The organism is Pseudomonas sp. NY8896, assembly GCF_039634505.1.
Genome location: NZ_CP132350.1, coordinates 4,152,186 through 4,169,545 on the forward strand (window position 1 = coordinate 4,152,186; position 17,360 = coordinate 4,169,545).

Sequence of the window (17,360 nt, forward strand, 5' to 3'; positions counted from 1 at the left end):
AACTGTGCGCTGTACCTTGTGGAAGCGGCCTTGTGTCGCGAAAGGGCTGCGAAGCAGCCCCAGCAATATTAATGGTTACGCGAATAATCTGGGGCCGCTTTGCGGCCCTTTCGCGACACAGGGCCGCGCCCACAAATGCGTGCGATTACTTCAGTCCTGCTCGGCAAAGGCTTGCTCGGCATCCCAGCCGCCGCCCAGCGCAGCCACCAGTTGCACGCTGGCCACCAGGCGCCCTTGCAGCAGGTTCAACACACTGCGCTCGTTGCTCAGCGCCGTGGTCTGCACGTTGACCACATCCAGGTAGCCGATCAGCCCGGCGCGGTACTGGTTCTCGGTCAGGCGCAGCGACTCGCGGGCGGCATCCAGCGCTTCCTGGCGCACCACGGCTTCATCGCCATACACCTTCAACTGCACCAGCAGGTTTTCCACTTCCTTGAAGCCGTCCAGCACCGTCTGGCGATACTGCGCAACGGTCTGGTCATACACTGCCACCGTGCGGTCGACCTCGGCGCTGCGTTTGCCAGCGTCGAACAGAGTCAGCGCCAGCTGCGGGCCTACCGACCAATAGCGGTTGGGCAGCTCGATCCAGTTGCTGAAGCTGCTGCTGGAATAACCGCCACTCATGCTCAGGCTGAGGTCCGGGAAGTACGCTGCCCGCGACACGCCAATGTTGGCGTTGGCCGCCATCACATTACGTTCGGCCGCCGCGATATCCGGGCGCCGCTCCAGCAGTTGCGAAGGCAGTGAAACCGGTATTTGCGGCAGTGCCGGAATCGCCTTGCTGTCGGCCAGGGCAAAGTCGGCGGGGGCCTTGCCCAGCAGCACGGCAATGGCGTTCTCGAACTGCGCGCGCTGCCAGATCAGGTCGATCAGGTCGGCCTGGGTGCTTTTGAGCTGGGTGCGGGCCTGGGCCACGGCATCAGGGCCAGCGACACCGGCACGGTACTGGTTCTCGTTCATGCGCAGCGAGCGCTCGTAGGCCGCCACGGTGGCTTCCAGCAAGCGTTTCTGCTCGTCTATAACGCGCAATTGCAGGTAATTCTGCACCAGCTCCGATTGCTGGCTCAGGCGGATCGAAGCGAGGTCGGCGAAGCTGGCTTCGGCACTGGCCTCGTTGGCATTCATGGTTTCCCGCAGCTTGCCCCACAGGTCGATTTCCCAGCTCACGCCCAACTGCGCGTTGTAGGTGTTGCGAATGCCACTGCTGTTGTTGGAAAGGCTCGAACTGGAGCTGCCGGTACCCTGCGCCGAGCGGTTTTTGCTGGCGCTCAGGTCCAGGCTGGGGAACAGCGCCGCACGGCTGCTGCGCACCAGCGCCTGGGCCTGACGGTACTGGGCTTCTGATTGCGCCACGGTCTGGTTGCTGCGGTTAAGCTCCTCGACCAGCGCATTGAGCCCGGCATCGCCGTAGATTTCCCACCAGGCGCCGCGGGCGATGGCATCGGACGGCGAGGCCTGGGTCCAGCCTTCGGCGTGCTTGAACTGCGCCGCCGAGCTGTTCAGCTCGGGGCGGTGGTAGTCCGGGCTCAGTGTGCAGGCACTGAGCAAGGCCACGCACAGCCCGGCGCCGAGCAGGCGCGAGCCACGCCCACGGGTCAGCGCTTGCAGGGCGCGGTGAAGTGGGGTCTGGGCAAAAGTCATAGCGGGGTTTCCAGGGCGGCGTCGGTGCGCACGCCGCGCCAACGGTTGAAACGGTGGCGCAGGCGGTCCAGGTACAGGTAGACAACCGGCGTTGTATAAAGGGTGAGGATCTGGCTGAACACCAGGCCGCCGATGATGGTCAGGCCCAGCGGCTGGCGCATTTCTGCGCCTTCGGCGTGGCTCAACAGCAACGGCAAGGCGCCGAGGATGGCTGCCAGGGTGGTCATCAGGATCGGCCGCAGGCGCAGCAGGCAGGCCCGGCGGATCGACTCTTCCGGCGACAGGCCCTGGTGGCGCTCCAGTTGCAAAGCCAGGTCGATCATCAGAATGGCGTTCTTCTTCACCACGCCAATCAGCAGGAACAGCCCCAGCAGCGAGATCAGGCTGAACTCGCCGCCGGTGACGTACAACGCCAGCAAGGCCCCGACGCCGGCCGAAGGCAGTGTCGAGAGAATGGTCAGCGGGTGGATGTAGCTCTCATAAAGAATGCCCAGCACCAGGTACACCAGCAGCAGTGCGCCAAGGATCATGAAGGGCTGCCCCTGTTGGGTCTTGGCAAAGGCATCGGCAGTGCCGCCGAGCTTGGCAATCACCTCCTCGGGCAAGCCCAGCTTGGCCACCGCGCGCTCCAGCGCCGCCATGGCCTGGTCGGGGCTGTAGCCTTCGGCGACGTCGAAGGCGATATCCTCCGAGGCGAACTGGCCTTCGTGGCTGACCCGGTCGTTGGCCAGGCTGTTTTCGTAGCGGGCGATGGTCGACAACGGCACGCGAGCCCCGTCGGCGGTAATCACCTGCACTTGTTCGAGAGTGCTTGGGTCCCAGGCGTATTTCGGGTTGATCTCCAGCACCACCTGGTACTGGTTGAGGCTGTCGTAGATAGTGGAGATCTGCCGCTGGCTGTAAGCGTTGTTCAGTACCGTGGTGACCATGTCCATGTCGATGCCCAGGCGCTTGGCCTGGTCACGGTCGACCACCAGCGTCACCTGTTGGGTACCGGCACCATCGCGGGCGTCGATGGCGGTCAGCTCCGGTAGCGCACGCAGCGCCGCGACCACCTTGGGGAACCACTGGCGCAATGCCGCCAGGTCACCGCTTTGCAGGGTATACAGGTACTGCGACGAGGTTTGGTCACGCCCCCCGCCCCCCAGTTGCAAGTCCTGGTCGGCCATCAGGAACAGACGCCCTCCGGGCACTTTGGGCATTTCCTTGCGCAGGCGCTCGATCACCTTCTGCGCATCGATCTTGCGCTCGCTGATCGGTTTCAGGCGCACCAGCACCATGGCGTTGTTGGTGCCGCTGTTGCCACCGATGAACCCGGCAACGCTCTGCACGGCCGGGTCGGCAAGCAAGGCGCGACGGTAGATTTCCATCTTCGGCTGCATCACGCTGAACGACAGACCATCGTCGCCGCGGATAAAGCCCATCAGTTGGCCGGTGTCCTGCTGCGGCATCAGCGTCTTGGGCACCACCACGTACAGGGCGATGTTGATGCCGATGGTGGCCAGCAGGCTGAGCAGGGTCAGGCGCTTGTGGCGAATGGCCCAGCCCAGGCTGCGGTCATAGGCATTGACCATGCGTTGATGCAGCTTGTCGCTCCACCGCTGCAGGCGGGTCTGCTCGGCCTGGTGCGGCTTGAGCCAACGAGCGCAAAGCATCGGTGTGAGGGTCAACGACACCACCAGCGAGACGATGATCGCCGCCGCCAGGGTAATGGAAAACTCCTGGAACAGGTTGCGCACAATGCCCCCCATGAACAGGATGGAGACAAACACCGCCACCAGCGACACGTTCATCGACAGCAAGGTGAAGCCCACTTCCTTGGCGCCCAGGAAGGCCGCCTTCATCGGCGGCTGGCCGTCCTCGATGTGCCTGGAAATGTTCTCCAGCACCACGATGGCGTCGTCCACCACCAGCCCGGTGGCGAGGATCAGCGCCATCAGCGACAGGTTGTTGAGCGAAAAGCCGCACAGGTACATGACCGCGAACGTGCCCACCAGCGATACCGGCACCGCCAGGCTGGGGATCAGCGAGGCGCGCAGGCTGCCGAGGAACAAGTAGACCACCAGGATCACCAGCACCACGGCGATCAGCAAGGTGTGCTCGGCCTCTTTCAGCGTGGCCTTGATCACAGGCGAGCGATCCATGGCCACGTTCAGTTGCACGCTGGCTGGCAGCAACGACTGCAAGGCCGGCAACTGCGCCTTGATCTGGTCGACCGTTTCGATGATGTTGGCGCCGGTCTGACGGTTGACCACCAGCAGCACCGCTGCCTGGTCATTGAAGAAGCCACTGTTGTAGCGGTTCTCGACGCCGTCGGTGATGGTCGCCACGTCGGACAGCCGCAGGATGGTGCCGTTCTGCTGGCGGATCACCACCGGCTCATAGTCCTTGGCGCTTTCCAGCTGGTCGTTGGCACGCACCTGCCAGTTGCGCTCGGCGTCCTCGACAAAGCCCATGGGCCGGCGCTGGTTGGCGTTGGACACCGCCGTGCGCACCTCGTCCAGCGACAGGTTGTACTGGTTGAGCAATTGCGGCTCGACGGCAATGCGCACGGCCGGCAACGAACTGCCACCGATCTGCACCTCCCCTACCCCCGACACCTGGGCCAGGCTCTGCGACAGGATGGTGTCGGCCAGGTCGTACAGCTGGCCCTTCTGCAGCACATCCGAGGTCAGCGACAACACCATGATCGGCGCTTGTGACGGGTTGATCTTCTTGTAGGTGGGCATGCTGCGCATGCCGCTGGGCAGCAGGTTGCGGGTGGCGTTGATCGCTGCCTGCACCTCACGTGCCGCGCCGTCGATGTCGCGGCCCATCTCGAAGCCGATCACCACACGCGTGGAGCCTTGGTTGGAGCTGCTGGTGAGCGTGGTGACGCCGGCAATACTCCCCAGCTTGCGCTCCAGCGGCGTGGCCACGGTGGAGGCCATGACCTCGGGGCTGGCGCCGGACAGGTTGGCCGACACCACGATTACCGGGAAGTCCATTTGCGGCAGCGGCGCCACCGGCAGCAAGCCAAAGCTGACCCCACCCAGCAGCATGATCGCCAGGCTCAACAGCATGGTCGCCACCGGGCGACGGATGAACGGACCAGACAGGTTCATGCCTCGGCCTGCTTCACGTCAGTGGCCGGGCGCCAGCGGCGGGCCAGGCGGTCGAAGTACAGGTAGATGACCGGGGTGGTGAACAGCGTCAGCACCTGGCTGACCAGCAGCCCACCGACCATCACCAGGCCCAGCGGCTGGCGCAGTTCGGCACCGGAACCGGTGGCGAGCATCAGCGGCACCGCACCGAACAGCGCGGCCAGGGTGGTCATCAGGATCGGCCGGAAGCGCAGCAGCGCCGCCTGGTAGATGGCATCGCGCGGGCTCATGCCCTGGTGGCGCTCAGCCTCCAGGGCGAAGTCGATCATCATGATCGCGTTCTTCTTGACGATGCCGATCAGCAGGATGATGCCGATGATGGCAATCATGCCCAGGTCGTTGCCGCTGATGAGCAAGGCCAGCAAGGCCCCCACCGCTGCCGATGGCAAGGTCGAGAGGATGGTCACCGGGTGGATGTAGCTCTCGTACAGCACGCCCAGCACGATGTACATGGTCACCACCGCTGCCAGAATCAGCAGCAAGGTACTCGACAGCGATGCCTGGAAAGCCTCGGCCGCGCCCTGGAAGCGGGTTTGCACGCCCAGCGGCATGCCGATGTCCTTCTGCACCTGCTCGATCACCTGCACCGCCTCGCCCAGCGATGCACCGTGCCCCAGGTTGAACGACAGGATCACCGCCGGGAACTGGCCGATGTGGGAAATGGCCAGCTGCGCCTGACGCTGCTCGATGCGCGCCAGCGCCGACAGGCGCACCTGGCCGCCATCGGTGGCCTTGACGTGGATTGACTCCAGCGCCTGCGGGCCAATCACGGCGGCATCCTGCGACTGCAGCACCACGCGGTACTGGCTGGCCTGGGTGTAGATGGTGGAGATCTGCCGCTGGCCGAAGGCGTCGTACAGGGCGTTGGTGATTTGTGACACGGTAATGCCCAGGCGGCTGGCCATGTCACGGTCGATCACCAGGTACACCTGCAGGCCCTTGTCCTGCAGATCGCTGGCCACGTCGGCCAGTTCCGGGCGCTGCTGCAGCGCCTGCACCAGCTTGCCGCTCCACTGCGCCAGCAGGTCGGCGTCCGGCGACGACAGACTGAACTGGTACTGGGTACGGCTGACCCGGTCCTCGATGCTCAGGTCCTGTACCGGCTGCATGAACAGACGGATGCCCACCAGCCGGTCGACTTGCGGCTGCAGGCGGCTGATCACTTGGCTGGCGGTGACATCGCGCTCGCCGTGGGGCTTGAGGTTGATCAGCAGGCGGCCGCTGTTGAGCGTGGCGTTGTCGCCGTCGACACCGATGTAGGACGACAGGCTTTGCACCGCAGGGTCTTGCAGGATCACCTTGCTCAGCGCCTGCTGGCGCTCGCTCATGGCGGCGAACGAGGTGGACTGCGGCGCTTCGGAGATACCCTGGATCACCCCGGTGTCCTGCACCGGGAAGAAGCCTTTGGGCACCACCATGTACAAGAATACCGTCAGCGCCAGGCTGGCCACTGCCACCAGCAGGGTCAGCGGTTGGTGCTTCAGCACCCACTGCAGGGCACTGCCGTAGTGCTTGATCAGCCAGTCGATCCAGGCACCGCTGGCGCGGTAGAAACGGCTTTGTTCCTCTTCCTTGGGCTCACGCTTGAGCAGGCGCGCGCACATCATCGGCGTCAGGGTCAGCGACACCACCAGGGAAATCAGGATGGCCACCGCCAGGGTGATGGCGAACTCGCGGAACAAGCGGCCGACCACGTCAGCCATGAACAGCAGCGGGATCAGTACGGCGATCAGCGAGAAGGTCAGCGAAATCAGGGTGAAGCCGATCTGCCGGGCGCCCTTGAGCGCCGCCTGCATGGGGGTCTCGCCCTCTTCGATGTGCCGGGAGATGTTCTCCAGCATGACGATGGCATCATCGACCACGAAGCCTGTGGCAATGGTCAGGGCCATCAGCGTCAGGTTGTTGACCGAGAAACCGGCCAGGTACATCACCCCGAAGGTGCCAATCAGCGACAGTGGCACGGCAATCGATGGAATGAGGGTGGCGCTGAAGCGGCGCAGGAAGACGAAGGTGACCATCACCACCAGCACGATGGCGATCAGCAGTTCGTGTTGCACGTCCTTGACCGCGGCGCGGATGGTCTGGGTGCGGTCGGTCAGCACCGAGACATCGAGGCCAGCCGGCAGGTTGTCGGTGATCGACGGCAGCAGGTCCTTGATGCGGTCGACCACTTCGATCACGTTGGCGCCCGGCTGACGCTGGATGTTCAGCAGCACCGCGTGGTTTTCGTTGGCCCAGGCGGCCAGGCGTTCGTTTTCGGCGCCGTCGACGATTTCGGCTACGTCTTTCAGGCGCAGCGGAGCGCCATTGTTGTAGGCCAGAATCAGGTTGGCGTATTCCTCGGGGGAACGCAGTTGGTCGTTGGCATCGAGCATCGACACCCGTGTCGGGCCGTCGAAGTTGCCTTTGGGCTGGTTGACGTTGGAAGCGCCGATCAGGGTACGCACGTCGTCCAGGTTCAGGCCGTTGGCCGCCAGAGCGTCGACGTTGACCTTGATCCGCACCGCCTGGCGCTGGCCGCCGGCAATGCTGACCATGCCCACGCCGCTGATCTGCGCGAGCTTTTGCGCCACGCGGGTATCGACCAGGTCGTTGAGCTTGGGCAGCGGCATGGTCTTGCTGGAGATGGCCAAGGTCAGCACCGGGGTGTCGGCCGGGTTGACCTTGTTGTACACCGGCGGTGCCGGCAAGTCGCTGGGCAGCAGGTTGCTGGCGGCGTTGATCGCGGCCTGCACCTGTTGCTCGGCAACGTCCATGTTCATGTCGAGGTTGAAGCGCAGGGTCAGCACCGACGCGCCACCGGAGCTGGTCGAGGCCATCTGCTCCAGGCCCGGCATCTGGCCGAACTGGCGCTCCAGTGGCGCGGTGACGGCGCTGGTCATGACCTGCGGGCTGGCGCCAGGGTACAGGGTCATCACGCGGATGGTCGGGTAGTCCACCTGCGGCAATGCGGACACCGGCAGCAGCTTGTAGGCGATCAGGCCGGCCAGGACAATGGCCAGCATGCTCAGCGTGGTGGCGACCGGCCGCAGGATGAACAGACGCGAGAGGTTCATGCGCCCGCCTTGCCTGCTGCGTTACCGGGCTGTGCTTCACCTGTGTGCGCCGAGCCCTTGGCTTCCTGGCCTTGCAGGTGCTGGCCGGGCGTGGTCGGCACTTGCGAGCTGTCTTCTACCACTTCCACCTTGGTGCCTTCGCGCAGGCGGTCAGTGCCTTCAAGCACCAGGCGGTCGCCCGCCTTGAGGCCTTCGAGAATGACGCTGTTCTCGCCGTCGCTGGCGCCAACCTTGAGCTTGCGCACGTTCACGGTGCTTTCGGCGTTGACCACATAGGCAAAGGTGCCGTCGTTGCCAAACTGGATGGCCGCAGCCGGGGCCATGACCACCTGCTTGAGTGTGTCGGCCAGCAGGCGCACGTTGACGAACTGGTTGGGGAACAGGGCCAGGTCCTTGTTCTCGAAGCGGCCCTTGAACTTCAGGGTGCCGGTGGTGGTGTCGATCTGGTTGTCGATGCTGCCCAGCACACCAGTGGACTGCAGCTTGCTGTCACTGCGGTCCCAGGCCTCGACCGGCAGGCTCGCGCCACTGCGGTAGCGCTCCAGCACGGTGCTCAGCTCGGTTTCCGGCAGGGTGAAGGCGACGCTGATCGGCTCGGTCTGGGTGATCACCACCAGTGCGGTGGCGTCGTTGGCCGCCACCAGGTTGCCCAGGTCGAGTTGGCGCAGGCCTACACGGCCGTTGATTGGCGAACGAATTTGAGTGAAGTCGAGGTTCAGGCGAGCATCGTTGACCTGTGCCTGATTGGTCTTGACCAGCCCCTGAAACTGCGCCACTTGTGCTTCGGCGGTGTCGAGGGTTTGCTTGGCGATACTGTCTTCGGCGTACAGGCCTTTATAGCGGGCCAGGTCGACCTGGGCGTTCTTCAACTGTGCCTGGTTCTGCGCCAGGGTGCCTTCGGCCTGCTGCAGGGCGATGCGGTACGAGCGCGGGTCGATTTCGGCGAGCAGGTCGCCGGCCTTGACCTGCTGGCCTTCCTTGAAGTGGATTTTCACCAGTTCGCCTGCCACCCGGCTGCGGACGTTCACTGTGTTGGTCGCAGTGACGGTGCCCAGGGCCTTGTAGTACAGCGGAAAATCACCCACCCGTACCGGTTCGACGCGCACCGGCACCGGGTCGCTGGAGCCGCCGAAGCCTGGCCGCCCCCCCATCATGCCCATGCCCTTGCCGCCGCGCCCGCCGCCGCTGGCTTCTTTGTGCGCGGGCGTTGCTGCAGGCCAAAGCCACCAGGCCAGTGCAGCCACCAGCAGCAGGATCAGCAGGCCGACGAGCCAGCGACGAGGGGAACGGGAATTGGACGCTTGCATGGGTTGAACGAACCTTGTTCGGAATGACGACTTCGGGAGGGTGAACGATAAGCACTGCCATCGTTTTAGCAAAGGGCCTTTACCAGAGGTTTACCTTTGCCTGACGTTGCCAAGACGCGGAATTTTAAATGAAAACGGCCCGGAACGCGTTCCGGGCCGTTACAGGGTGTTGCTTGGGGCGACGGTGGGCTGCAGATGCCCGCCCTACCCCACAACCTTTACTTCAGTACAGCCAGCGCTGCATCGTAGTTCGGCTCGTCGGCAATTTCACCAACCAGCTCGCTGTGCAGCACCTTGTCGCTCTCGTCCAGCACCACCACGGCGCGGGCGGCCAGGCCGGCCAGTGGGCCGTCGGCGATGGCGACGCCGTAGTTCTCGAGGAACTCGCGGCCACGCAGGGTCGACAGGTTCTTCACGTTTTCCAGGCCTTCTGCGCCGCAGAAGCGGGCCTGGGCGAACGGCAGGTCGGCGGAAATGCACAGTACCACGGTGTTGGCTACATCATTGGCCTGGGCGTTGAACTTGCGCACGGAGGTGGCGCAGGTTGGGGTGTCGACGCTCGGGAAGATGTTCAGCACCTTGCGCTTGCCGGCGTAGTCCTTCAGCGACTTGTCAGCCAGGCCTTCACCGACCAGGGAGAAGGCCGGAGCCTGGGCGCCGACTTTCGGCAGTTCGCCTTTGACCTGAACCGGGTTGCCTTTGAGAGTCACTTGAGCCATGACGAAATCCTTATACGGGGTTTGAAAAGGACACTGAGTTAAGCATGAAGGCGGCCGGGTGCCTATGGGGGCAGGTGAAATTGTTCTATTGCCGGACAATTCTTGTGGACAAAAAAATGCCCAGGTTGCGACAAGCGCCCCGGGCATTTTTTATTTCTGGCAGCGAATCAGCCGAGCAGGCCGTACACCACCGAGGTCAACGCAACCAGGCCGACCACCACAACGAATACGTTGGAGGCTGCACCGCTGTACTTGCGCATCGACGGTACACGGCGGATGGCGTACATCGGCATCAGGAACAGCAGCACCGCAAGGATCGGACCGCCGAGCGATTCGATCATGCGCAGGATGCTCGGGTTGAGGGTGGCGACGATCCAGCACACCACCAGCATCAGCGCGGCAACTACGCGGTCCAGGGTTTTGGCACCCGGGCGCGCGCCGGTCTTGGCGATGATGCCCTTCAGGCCTTCGCTGGCACCGATGTAATGGCCCAGGAACGACTTGGCAATGGCCACGAAGGCGATCAACGGCGCAGCGAACGCGATGGTCGGGTTGCTGAAATGGTTGGCCAGGTACGACAGGATCGACAGGTTCTGTGCCTTGGCTTCGGCCAGCTGGGCGCTGCTCAGGGTGAGCACGCAGCTGAACACGAAGAACAGCACCATCACCACCATCAGCAGGTGGGCACGGCGCAGGATCTGGCCGCTGCGCTCATCGGCGTGCTCGCCGTAGCGGCGCTTCTGGTCAACGGCAAAGGCCGAGATGATCGGCGAGTGGTTGAACGAGAACACCATCACCGGAATGGCCAGCCACAGGGTGTGCAGGAAGGCCGAGGCCGGTGGCACCTGGGTAGCGCTGTCGAGGATGCCACCCGTCCAGTGCGGCACCAGGTACAGGCCCAGCAACGCCAGGGCGACGATGAACGGGTACACCAGCAGGCTCATGACCTTGACCGTGGCCTGCTCGCCACAGCGCACGATGGCCAGCAGGCCGAGGATCAGCACGAACGACAGGATGGCCCGCGGCGGCGGCTGCATGTGCAACTGGTGCTCCATGAAGCTGGACACGGTGTTGGTCAGCGCCACGCTATAGATAAGCAGGATGGGGAAGATGGCGAAGAAGTACAGCACGGTGATCGAGGCACCGGCGGTGCTGCCGAAGTGCTCCTTGACCACTTCGGTAATGTCGCCACCGTTGCGCCCCGACAGGACGAATCGGGTCAACCCACGGTGGGCAAAGTACGTCATCGGGAAGGCCAGGATGGCCAGGATCAGCAGCGGCCAGAAGCCGCCAAGGCCGGCGTTGATCGGCAGGAACAGGGTTCCGGCGCCAATGGCTGTGCCGAACAGGCCCAGCATCCAGGTGGTGTCGTGACGCGCCCAGCTGCCAAGGGTGGCGGGGGTCGATTCTGCAAAGCGTTGTTCAACGCTTGGGGCCTGCTCATTCATTCCGGGTGAAGCTCCACTCGCAAGACTGCAACAGGCTGAGAATGGCGAAACAGTGCCTTCGCCCAACTCAACCGGAAAAGAGGGGCGCGATTGTGCACGGAAAGGTTGCACTTGCGAAGCCCTTTTCCGAGGGGCGGTTGCACTTGTCTTTACAAGTGAGGTGCAGCTGGCTGAAAACGCGGGTTGCAGCAATGACCTGTGGGGGCGGCGTTGCGCCGCGAAAGGGCCGCAAAGCGGCCCTGGCATTACTCGCTGCGAAGCTGCGAATGCAGGGGCCGCGCTGGGCCCCTGGAGGATTACTTCTGAACGGCGGCGAACGCTTCGGCAACCCGCTGCAGGTTGGCCGGGCGCAGGCCGGACATGCACACGCGGCCGCTGTCGATCAGGTACACACCGAACTCGTCACGCAGGCGACGCACCTGCTCGACGCTGAAGCCGGTGTAGCTGAACATGCCGCGCTGGCGCAGGAAGAACTGGAAGTCCTGGCCTGGCAGCAGCACGGCCAGGGCATCGACCAGCGCCTGGCGCATGTCGAGGATCCGCTTGCGCATCACTTCGACTTCTTCGGCCCACTGGGCATTCAGGCCTGCATCGCTGAGCACGCCAGCCACCAGCTGGGCGCCGAAGTTGGGCGGGCTGGAGTAGTTGCGGCGCACGGTGGCCTTCAACTGGCCAAGTACGCTCTGGGCAGTGGCGTCGTCATCGCACACCACCGACAGGCCGCCTACCCGCTCGCCGTACAGCGAGAAGATTTTCGAGAACGAGTTGCTGACCAGGCACGGCACGCCGGCACGGGCCATTTCGCGGATGGCGTAGGCGTCTTCCACCAGGCCTTCGGCGAAGCCTTGGTAGGCGATGTCGAGGAACGGGATCAGCTGGCGCGCCTTGACCACTTCGACCACTTGCTGCCACTGGTGCTGTTCCAGGTCGGCGCCGGTAGGGTTGTGGCAGCACGGGTGCAGCAGGACCACGCTGTTGGCCGGCAGGGTCTGCAGGGTGGCCAGCATGCCGTCGAAGTCCACGCCACGGGTGGCCTGGTCGAAGTACGGGTAGGAGTGCACCTTGAAGCCTGCGCCTTCGAAGATGGCGCGGTGGTTGTCCCAGGTCGGGTTGCTGACCCAGACTTCGGACTGCGGGAAGTAGCGCTTGAGGAAGTCGGCACCAACTTTAAGGGCACCGGAGCCGCCCACGGTCTGCACGGTAGCCACGCGACCGCCCGTCACGGCGGGGTGATCAGCACCGAACAGCAGCGCCTGGATCGCCTGGCGGTAGCTGGCCAGGCCTTCCATCGGCAGGTACAGGGAGGCTTCGTGGTCCTGGCCGGCCATGCGTTTTTCCACCGCATCCACAGCCGCCAGTTGCGGCACCACGCCGGCCTCATCGTAGTACAGGCCAATACTCAGGTTGACCTTGTCGGCGCGCGGGTCGGCCTTGAAGGTTTCCATCAACGAGAGGATCGGGTCGCCGGCATAGGCATCGACATGTTTGAACACAGCGTGCAGCTCCTTGGATCAGGACAGTTCGAAAAGGCAGACCTGAGCATACCCGGAGTGCAGGCTCAGGAACATCCACTATTGTGCAAGGTTGTCTATGCAACATTGCATGGCCCGACGGTGCAGGGGTCAGCCAAGCAGCTCTTTCAGGCCCTGCAACTCCTGCTCGGTCACCGCCACCCCTTCCTCCTCGGCCACCTCCCGCTCGCGGTAACGCCGCTCGCCCGGCATGCGCGTCAGCCCTACGGCCTGCATCTGCTCCACCAGTTCACGGCTGCGCTGGGCAAACCGCTCGCCTTCGGCCTTGCTGGGGTCGATGAGGATGATCAGTTGCCCGGTCCACGGCGTCTTCGCCCCCGGGTGCCCCGACCAGTCGAACTCCCAGGAGAAGTGCCCGCCGGTCAACGCCGCCGCCAGCAACTCGACCATCATCGAAAGCGCCGAGCCCTTGTGCCCGCCAAACGGCAGCAAAGCGCCGCCTTCCAGAATCGCCTTGGGCTCGGTGGTCGGTTCGCCATTGGCATCCACGCCCATGCCTTCAGGTAGCTGCTGGCCAGCCCGCGCAGCAATCTGCACGTCGCCATGGGCCATGGCGCTGGTGGCCATGTCGAAGACGATCGGGTCATGTTCGGCGCAAGGCGCGGCAAAAGCGATGGGGTTGGTGCCGAACAGTGGCTTGCGCGCGCCATGTGGCACCACGCAGGTCATGCTGTTGACCACGCTGAGGGCAACCAGGCCCTCTTCGGCGAACGGCTCTACATCCGGCCACAGCGCGGCGAAGTGGTGCGAGTTGTGGATTGCCAGCACGGCGATGCCGGCGTTGCGCGCCTTGGCCACCAACAGTTCTCGGGCCGCCGCCAGTGCCGGCTGGGCAAAACCACCCGCGGCATCGACACGCACATAACCAGCAGCCACGTCGCTGACCTTGGGTGTGGCCTGGCCATCGACCCAACCGCTGGCCAGGGTCGAAACATAACCGGGCATGCGGAACACCCCATGGCTATGAGCGCCATCACGCTGGGCGCTGGCGCAGTTGTGGGCCAGCACCCGAGCCACGGCCTCGCTGCAACCATGGCGCTGGAAGATGGCCTGCAGCAGGCCCTGCAGCTCGGAAAAGGGCACGCGCACAATGGTGCTGGTGGAGGGTGCGGACATCTGAAGCTCCTTGTTGTTTTGGATTGGCTACAGCGTTGCAACGACAAAAACTTTCCTGCATGTGACAGCAATCTGTCAAATGTTGACTTGATGACAGAAAACATTCATTTTCTTCCCAAGCCTTACCCCTGGAGCCGCAGCATGAGCCAACCGATCAAGCAACGCCTGGAAAACAGCCTCGAAGGGGCCGCTGCCTCGGGTCGCAAGATCGCCACCTACATGCTCGCCAACCTGCACGAACTGCCGTTCCAGACTTCAGCCAGCATTGCCGCCAAGCTGGGCGTCAGCGAATCGAGCGTCGGGCGGTTCTGCCGCTCATTGGGTTATGCCCACCTCAAGGCGCTTAAGCAAGACCTGCAGAACGATCTTGGCGATGGCCCATGGCTGGTGGGTGATCGCCTGCAAGATTACCGCCAGAACCAGGACGCCAGCGACAACGCCGGCAGCCTGGAGCTGGAAATCGCCGCCTTGGTGCGCGTGCACGAATACCGCCAGAGCACGGCCTGGCACACCGTGGCGCAACGCCTGGCGAGCAAGCCCAGGGTGTTCATCGCCGGTTTCCAGACCGAGCGTGGCATCGCCATGTGCATGAGCCACTTGCTGCAATACCTGCGCGATGGTGTGCAGCTGGTCGACATCAGCGCTGGGCACTTCGGCGAAGTGCTGCTGGGCCGCGCCGAAGACAGCGCCCTGGTGGTGTTCGAGGCGCGCCGCTATTCCCGCCACGCCCTGATGCTGTGCCAGAAGGCACGCGAGGCTGGCATTGCGGTCACCCTGGTGACCGACACCTTCTGTGACTGGGCCGATGCCAATGCCGACGAGGTGTTCCGCATCCCCACCGAGTTCAATCTGTTCTGGGAATCCACCTCGACGATGCTGTCGTGGGTGCACCTGATGGTCAACGAGGTCTGCAAGAAGCTCGGGCCGGATGTTGAAAAACGCTTGGAAGCGACTGCCGCTCTACATAACGAATTCGTCGGCTACACCTCGTGGTCGACGGGCAAACAACAATAGCAAGAGTGCAATGAGGTGCGAGATGAACAAGTCCATGGCCTTGGTGGGTGCGTGCGCCCTGCTGCTGGCGGGTGCCGCCAGTGCCGAAACCCTGCGTTTCGCCACGGAGGGTGCCTACCCGCCCTTCAACTATGTAGACGCCGATAACAAGCTGCATGGCTTCGATATCGACATCACCCATGCCCTGTGCGAACAGATGAAAGTGGAATGCACGCTGGTGGCCCAGGACTGGGAAGGCATCATCCCCGCCCTGATGGCACGCAAGTACGACGCAGTGGTGGCGTCAATGATCGACACCGAAGAGCGGCGCAAGAAAATCGCGTTCACCGACCACTACTACCGCACGCCACTGACCGTTGCGGTGGCCAAGGACAGCAAGATCGACAGCGCCCAGACCGACTTTGTCGGCTACACCGTCGGCGCCCAGTCGTCCTCCACCCAGGCCATCTACGCCGAAGACGTGTATGGCAAGGCCGGTGCCGATGTGAAGCTGTACCCAACCATGGACGAGGCCAACGCGGACCTTGCCGCAGGCCGCCTGGACGGCGTGATTGCCGACAAATTCCCGCTGCACGAGTGGATGAGCAAGAACGGCGGGGACTGCTGCAAGATCCTCGGCGATGTGGCCGACACCAAGGCCGATGCCGCCATTGCCGTGCGCAAGGACGACGAAGCCCTGCGCCAGCGCCTGAACACCGCGCTACAACAGATCGTGGCCAACGGCACCTACCAGAAGATCGCCAGCAAGTACTTTGCTTTCGATATCTACAACTGATCTTCAGGAAACTGCGCAATCCCTGTAGGAGCGGCCTTGTGTCGCGATAGGGCCGCAAAGCGGCCCCGGCGTTCTTCGCAGCGAAGCTGAAAATGTGGGGGCGCTACGCACCCCTATCGCGACACAAGGCCGCTCCTACAAAGAGACCGCGTTGCCCATCTTAGGGGTTCGTCATGCTCGATCAATTGTCCTTGCTGTCCTTCGCCAGCGGAGGCTGGGGCCAGGCGTTGCTGGCCGGCGCGCTGGTTACCGTTTCCCTGGCCCTGGCCTGCCTGCCCATCGGCCTGCCACTGGGCCTGGTGGTCGCCCTGGCGGCGCGCTCGCGCAAGCGCCTGCCACGGGCCTGGGCCACTACCTTTTCAACCGTGTTTCGCGGCCTGCCCGAGCTGCTGACCTTGCTGATCATCTATTACGGCTGCCAGATCGCCGCGCAGAAGATCCTCGCCGCCATGGGCTACGAGGGTGAATTCCTGATCAACACCTTCCTCGCCGCGATGATTGCCTTCAGCCTGGTATTTGCCGCGTTTTCCAGCGAGATCTGGCTGGCGGCCTTCAAGACCCTGCCCAAGGGCCAGCTGGAAGCCTGCTCGGCCTTGGGCCTGAGCAAGCGCACCGGGTTCTTCAAGGTGCTGCTGCCACAACTGACCCGCATCGCCCTGCCCGGCCTTTCCAACAATTGGCTGTCGCTGCTCAAGGACACCTCGCTGGTGTCGACCATCTCACTGGTCGACCTGATGCGCCAGACCAACCTGGCGGTCAGCGTGACCAAGGAGCCGATGTTCTTCTACGGCGTCGCCTGCCTGGGTTACCTGCTGTTCGCGGCACTGTCCGGGCGCGTGTTCGCCTACATCGAACGGCGTAGCAACCGCCACCTGCTAGGAGCACGCGCATGAGCCTCGATCAACTGCTGGCGCTGGTACTCGACCCCGACCTGCTGGAGCGCTACGGCCCACGCTTTCTCGACGGTTTGCTGGTAACTGCCAAACTGGTGGCCATTTCCTTCACCCTGGGCGCCGTGCTCGGCCTGCTGCTGGCCCTGGCACGCATGTCGCGCAGCCTGGTGCTGCAGCGCATGGCCGCCGGTTACGTGTACTTCTTCCGCGGCTCGCCACTGCTGGCGCAGCTGTTCCTGCTGTATTACGGGCTGGGCTCGCTCAAGGGCTTCTGGCAGGACGTCGGCCTGTGGTGGTTCTTCCGCGAGGCGTGGTTCTGCACCTTGCTGGCGTTCACCCTGAACACCGCCGCCTATCAAGCCGAGATCTTCCGCGGCAGCCTGATGGCCGTTGCGCCCGGCCAGCATGAGGCGGCACGGGCGCTGAACCTGAAACGCTCGACCACCTTCTTCAAGGTGATCTTGCCGCAGTCGCTGCTCGTGGCCATCGGCCCACTGGGCAACGAACTGATCCTGATGATCAAGGCCAGCGCGATTGCCTCGCTGGTGACCATCTACGACCTGATGGGCGTGACCAAACTGGCCTTCTCGCGCAGTTTCGACTTCCAGATCTACCTGTGGGCGGCCGTGCTCTACCTGGTGATCGTCGAGCTGGTAAGGCGCCTGCTGAAACACTTGGAAGGCCGCTTGGGCCGCCACCTGAACTGACCGAAGGAT

At 63.7% G+C, this 17,360-nt stretch carries 12 protein-coding genes; 4 read left to right on the top strand and 8 right to left on the bottom strand.

The annotated features are described in order from the left end of the window. Positions 1–150: 150 nt before the first annotated feature. The 8 genes from Q9451_RS18530 to Q9451_RS18565 all read right to left on the bottom strand — a co-directional run bounded on the left by Q9451_RS18530 (position 151) and on the right by Q9451_RS18565 (position 13,962). Positions 151–1,641 carry an efflux transporter outer membrane subunit gene (locus Q9451_RS18530; protein WP_012271979.1) on the bottom strand — a complete coding sequence of 497 codons (1,491 nt, stop codon included), beginning with the start codon at positions 1,639–1,641 and terminating at the stop codon, positions 151–153. Then, positions 1,638–4,745 (bottom strand): efflux RND transporter permease subunit, encoded by a 3,108-nt coding sequence (locus Q9451_RS18535; protein ID WP_012271978.1) that lies wholly within the window; start codon positions 4,743–4,745, stop codon positions 1,638–1,640. The genes Q9451_RS18530 and Q9451_RS18535 overlap by 4 nt, the downstream gene beginning before the upstream one ends. Next, complete coding sequence (locus tag Q9451_RS18540; protein ID WP_012271977.1) at positions 4,742–7,840, bottom strand: MdtB/MuxB family multidrug efflux RND transporter permease subunit; 3,099 nt, start codon at positions 7,838–7,840, stop codon at positions 4,742–4,744. The genes Q9451_RS18535 and Q9451_RS18540 overlap by 4 nt, the downstream gene beginning before the upstream one ends. Next, positions 7,837–9,147 carry an MdtA/MuxA family multidrug efflux RND transporter periplasmic adaptor subunit gene (locus Q9451_RS18545; RefSeq protein ID WP_012271976.1) on the bottom strand — a complete coding sequence of 437 codons (1,311 nt, stop codon included), beginning with the start codon at positions 9,145–9,147 and terminating at the stop codon, positions 7,837–7,839. Before Q9451_RS18545 ends, Q9451_RS18540 begins: the two co-directional genes overlap by 4 nt. Before the next feature lie 218 nt (positions 9,148–9,365). Further along, entirely contained in the window at positions 9,366–9,866 is a 501-nt protein-coding gene (gene tpx / locus Q9451_RS18550) for a thiol peroxidase (RefSeq protein ID WP_012271975.1), read from the bottom strand. A 167-nt stretch (positions 9,867–10,033) separates the two neighbouring features. Then, on the bottom strand, positions 10,034–11,314 hold the full coding sequence (locus tag Q9451_RS18555; protein WP_012271974.1) for a serine/threonine transporter: 1,281 nt from the start codon (positions 11,312–11,314) through the stop codon (positions 10,034–10,036). Positions 11,315–11,610: 296 nt separating this feature from the next. After that, positions 11,611–12,807, bottom strand: coding sequence for an amino acid aminotransferase (locus tag Q9451_RS18560; RefSeq protein WP_012271973.1), 1,197 nt, complete (start codon positions 12,805–12,807; stop codon positions 11,611–11,613). 129 nt (positions 12,808–12,936) lie between these two features. Then, positions 12,937–13,962 carry an Ldh family oxidoreductase gene (locus Q9451_RS18565; protein WP_012271972.1) on the bottom strand — a complete coding sequence of 342 codons (1,026 nt, stop codon included), beginning with the start codon at positions 13,960–13,962 and terminating at the stop codon, positions 12,937–12,939. Positions 13,963–14,103: 141 nt separating this feature from the next. Between Q9451_RS18565 and Q9451_RS18570 the strand changes: the two genes are divergently transcribed. The 4 genes from Q9451_RS18570 to Q9451_RS18585 all read left to right on the top strand — a co-directional run bounded on the left by Q9451_RS18570 (position 14,104) and on the right by Q9451_RS18585 (position 17,351). Further along, positions 14,104–14,976, top strand: a complete 873-nt coding sequence (locus Q9451_RS18570) for a MurR/RpiR family transcriptional regulator (RefSeq protein ID WP_012271971.1) — start codon at positions 14,104–14,106, stop codon at positions 14,974–14,976. Positions 14,977–14,998: 22 nt separating this feature from the next. Further along, a complete protein-coding gene (locus tag Q9451_RS18575) occupies positions 14,999–15,751 on the top strand; it encodes a transporter substrate-binding domain-containing protein (RefSeq protein WP_012271970.1) in 753 nt (250 codons plus the stop codon). Between the two features lie 173 nt (positions 15,752–15,924). Then, entirely contained in the window at positions 15,925–16,644 is a 720-nt protein-coding gene (locus Q9451_RS18580; protein ID WP_012271969.1) for an ABC transporter permease subunit, read from the top strand. Next, positions 16,641–17,351, top strand: coding sequence for an ABC transporter permease subunit (locus tag Q9451_RS18585; protein ID WP_012271968.1), 711 nt, complete (start codon positions 16,641–16,643; stop codon positions 17,349–17,351). Before Q9451_RS18580 ends, Q9451_RS18585 begins: the two co-directional genes overlap by 4 nt. Positions 17,352–17,360: the final 9 nt, after the last annotated feature.

What these genes read in the sequence shown, in the direction of transcription:
- Q9451_RS18530 (WP_012271979.1), bottom strand. Translation starts at nt 1,641, where the DNA reads ATGACTTTTGCCCAGACCCCACTTCACCGCGCCCTGCAAGCGCTGACC.
- Q9451_RS18535 (WP_012271978.1), bottom strand. Translation starts at nt 4,745, where the DNA reads ATGAACCTGTCTGGTCCGTTCATCCGTCGCCCGGTGGCGACCATGCTG.
- Q9451_RS18540 (WP_012271977.1), bottom strand. Translation starts at nt 7,840, where the DNA reads ATGAACCTCTCGCGTCTGTTCATCCTGCGGCCGGTCGCCACCACGCTG.
- Q9451_RS18545 (WP_012271976.1), bottom strand. Translation starts at nt 9,147, where the DNA reads ATGCAAGCGTCCAATTCCCGTTCCCCTCGTCGCTGGCTCGTCGGCCTG.
- tpx (WP_012271975.1), bottom strand. Translation starts at nt 9,866, where the DNA reads ATGGCTCAAGTGACTCTCAAAGGCAACCCGGTTCAGGTCAAAGGCGAA.
- Q9451_RS18555 (WP_012271974.1), bottom strand. Translation starts at nt 11,314, where the DNA reads ATGAATGAGCAGGCCCCAAGCGTTGAACAACGCTTTGCAGAATCGACC.
- Q9451_RS18565 (WP_012271972.1), bottom strand. Translation starts at nt 13,962, where the DNA reads ATGTCCGCACCCTCCACCAGCACCATTGTGCGCGTGCCCTTTTCCGAG.
- Q9451_RS18570 (WP_012271971.1), top strand. Translation starts at nt 14,104, where the DNA reads ATGAGCCAACCGATCAAGCAACGCCTGGAAAACAGCCTCGAAGGGGCC.
- Q9451_RS18575 (WP_012271970.1), top strand. Translation starts at nt 14,999, where the DNA reads ATGAACAAGTCCATGGCCTTGGTGGGTGCGTGCGCCCTGCTGCTGGCG.
- Q9451_RS18580 (WP_012271969.1), top strand. Translation starts at nt 15,925, where the DNA reads ATGCTCGATCAATTGTCCTTGCTGTCCTTCGCCAGCGGAGGCTGGGGC.
- Q9451_RS18585 (WP_012271968.1), top strand. Translation starts at nt 16,641, where the DNA reads ATGAGCCTCGATCAACTGCTGGCGCTGGTACTCGACCCCGACCTGCTG.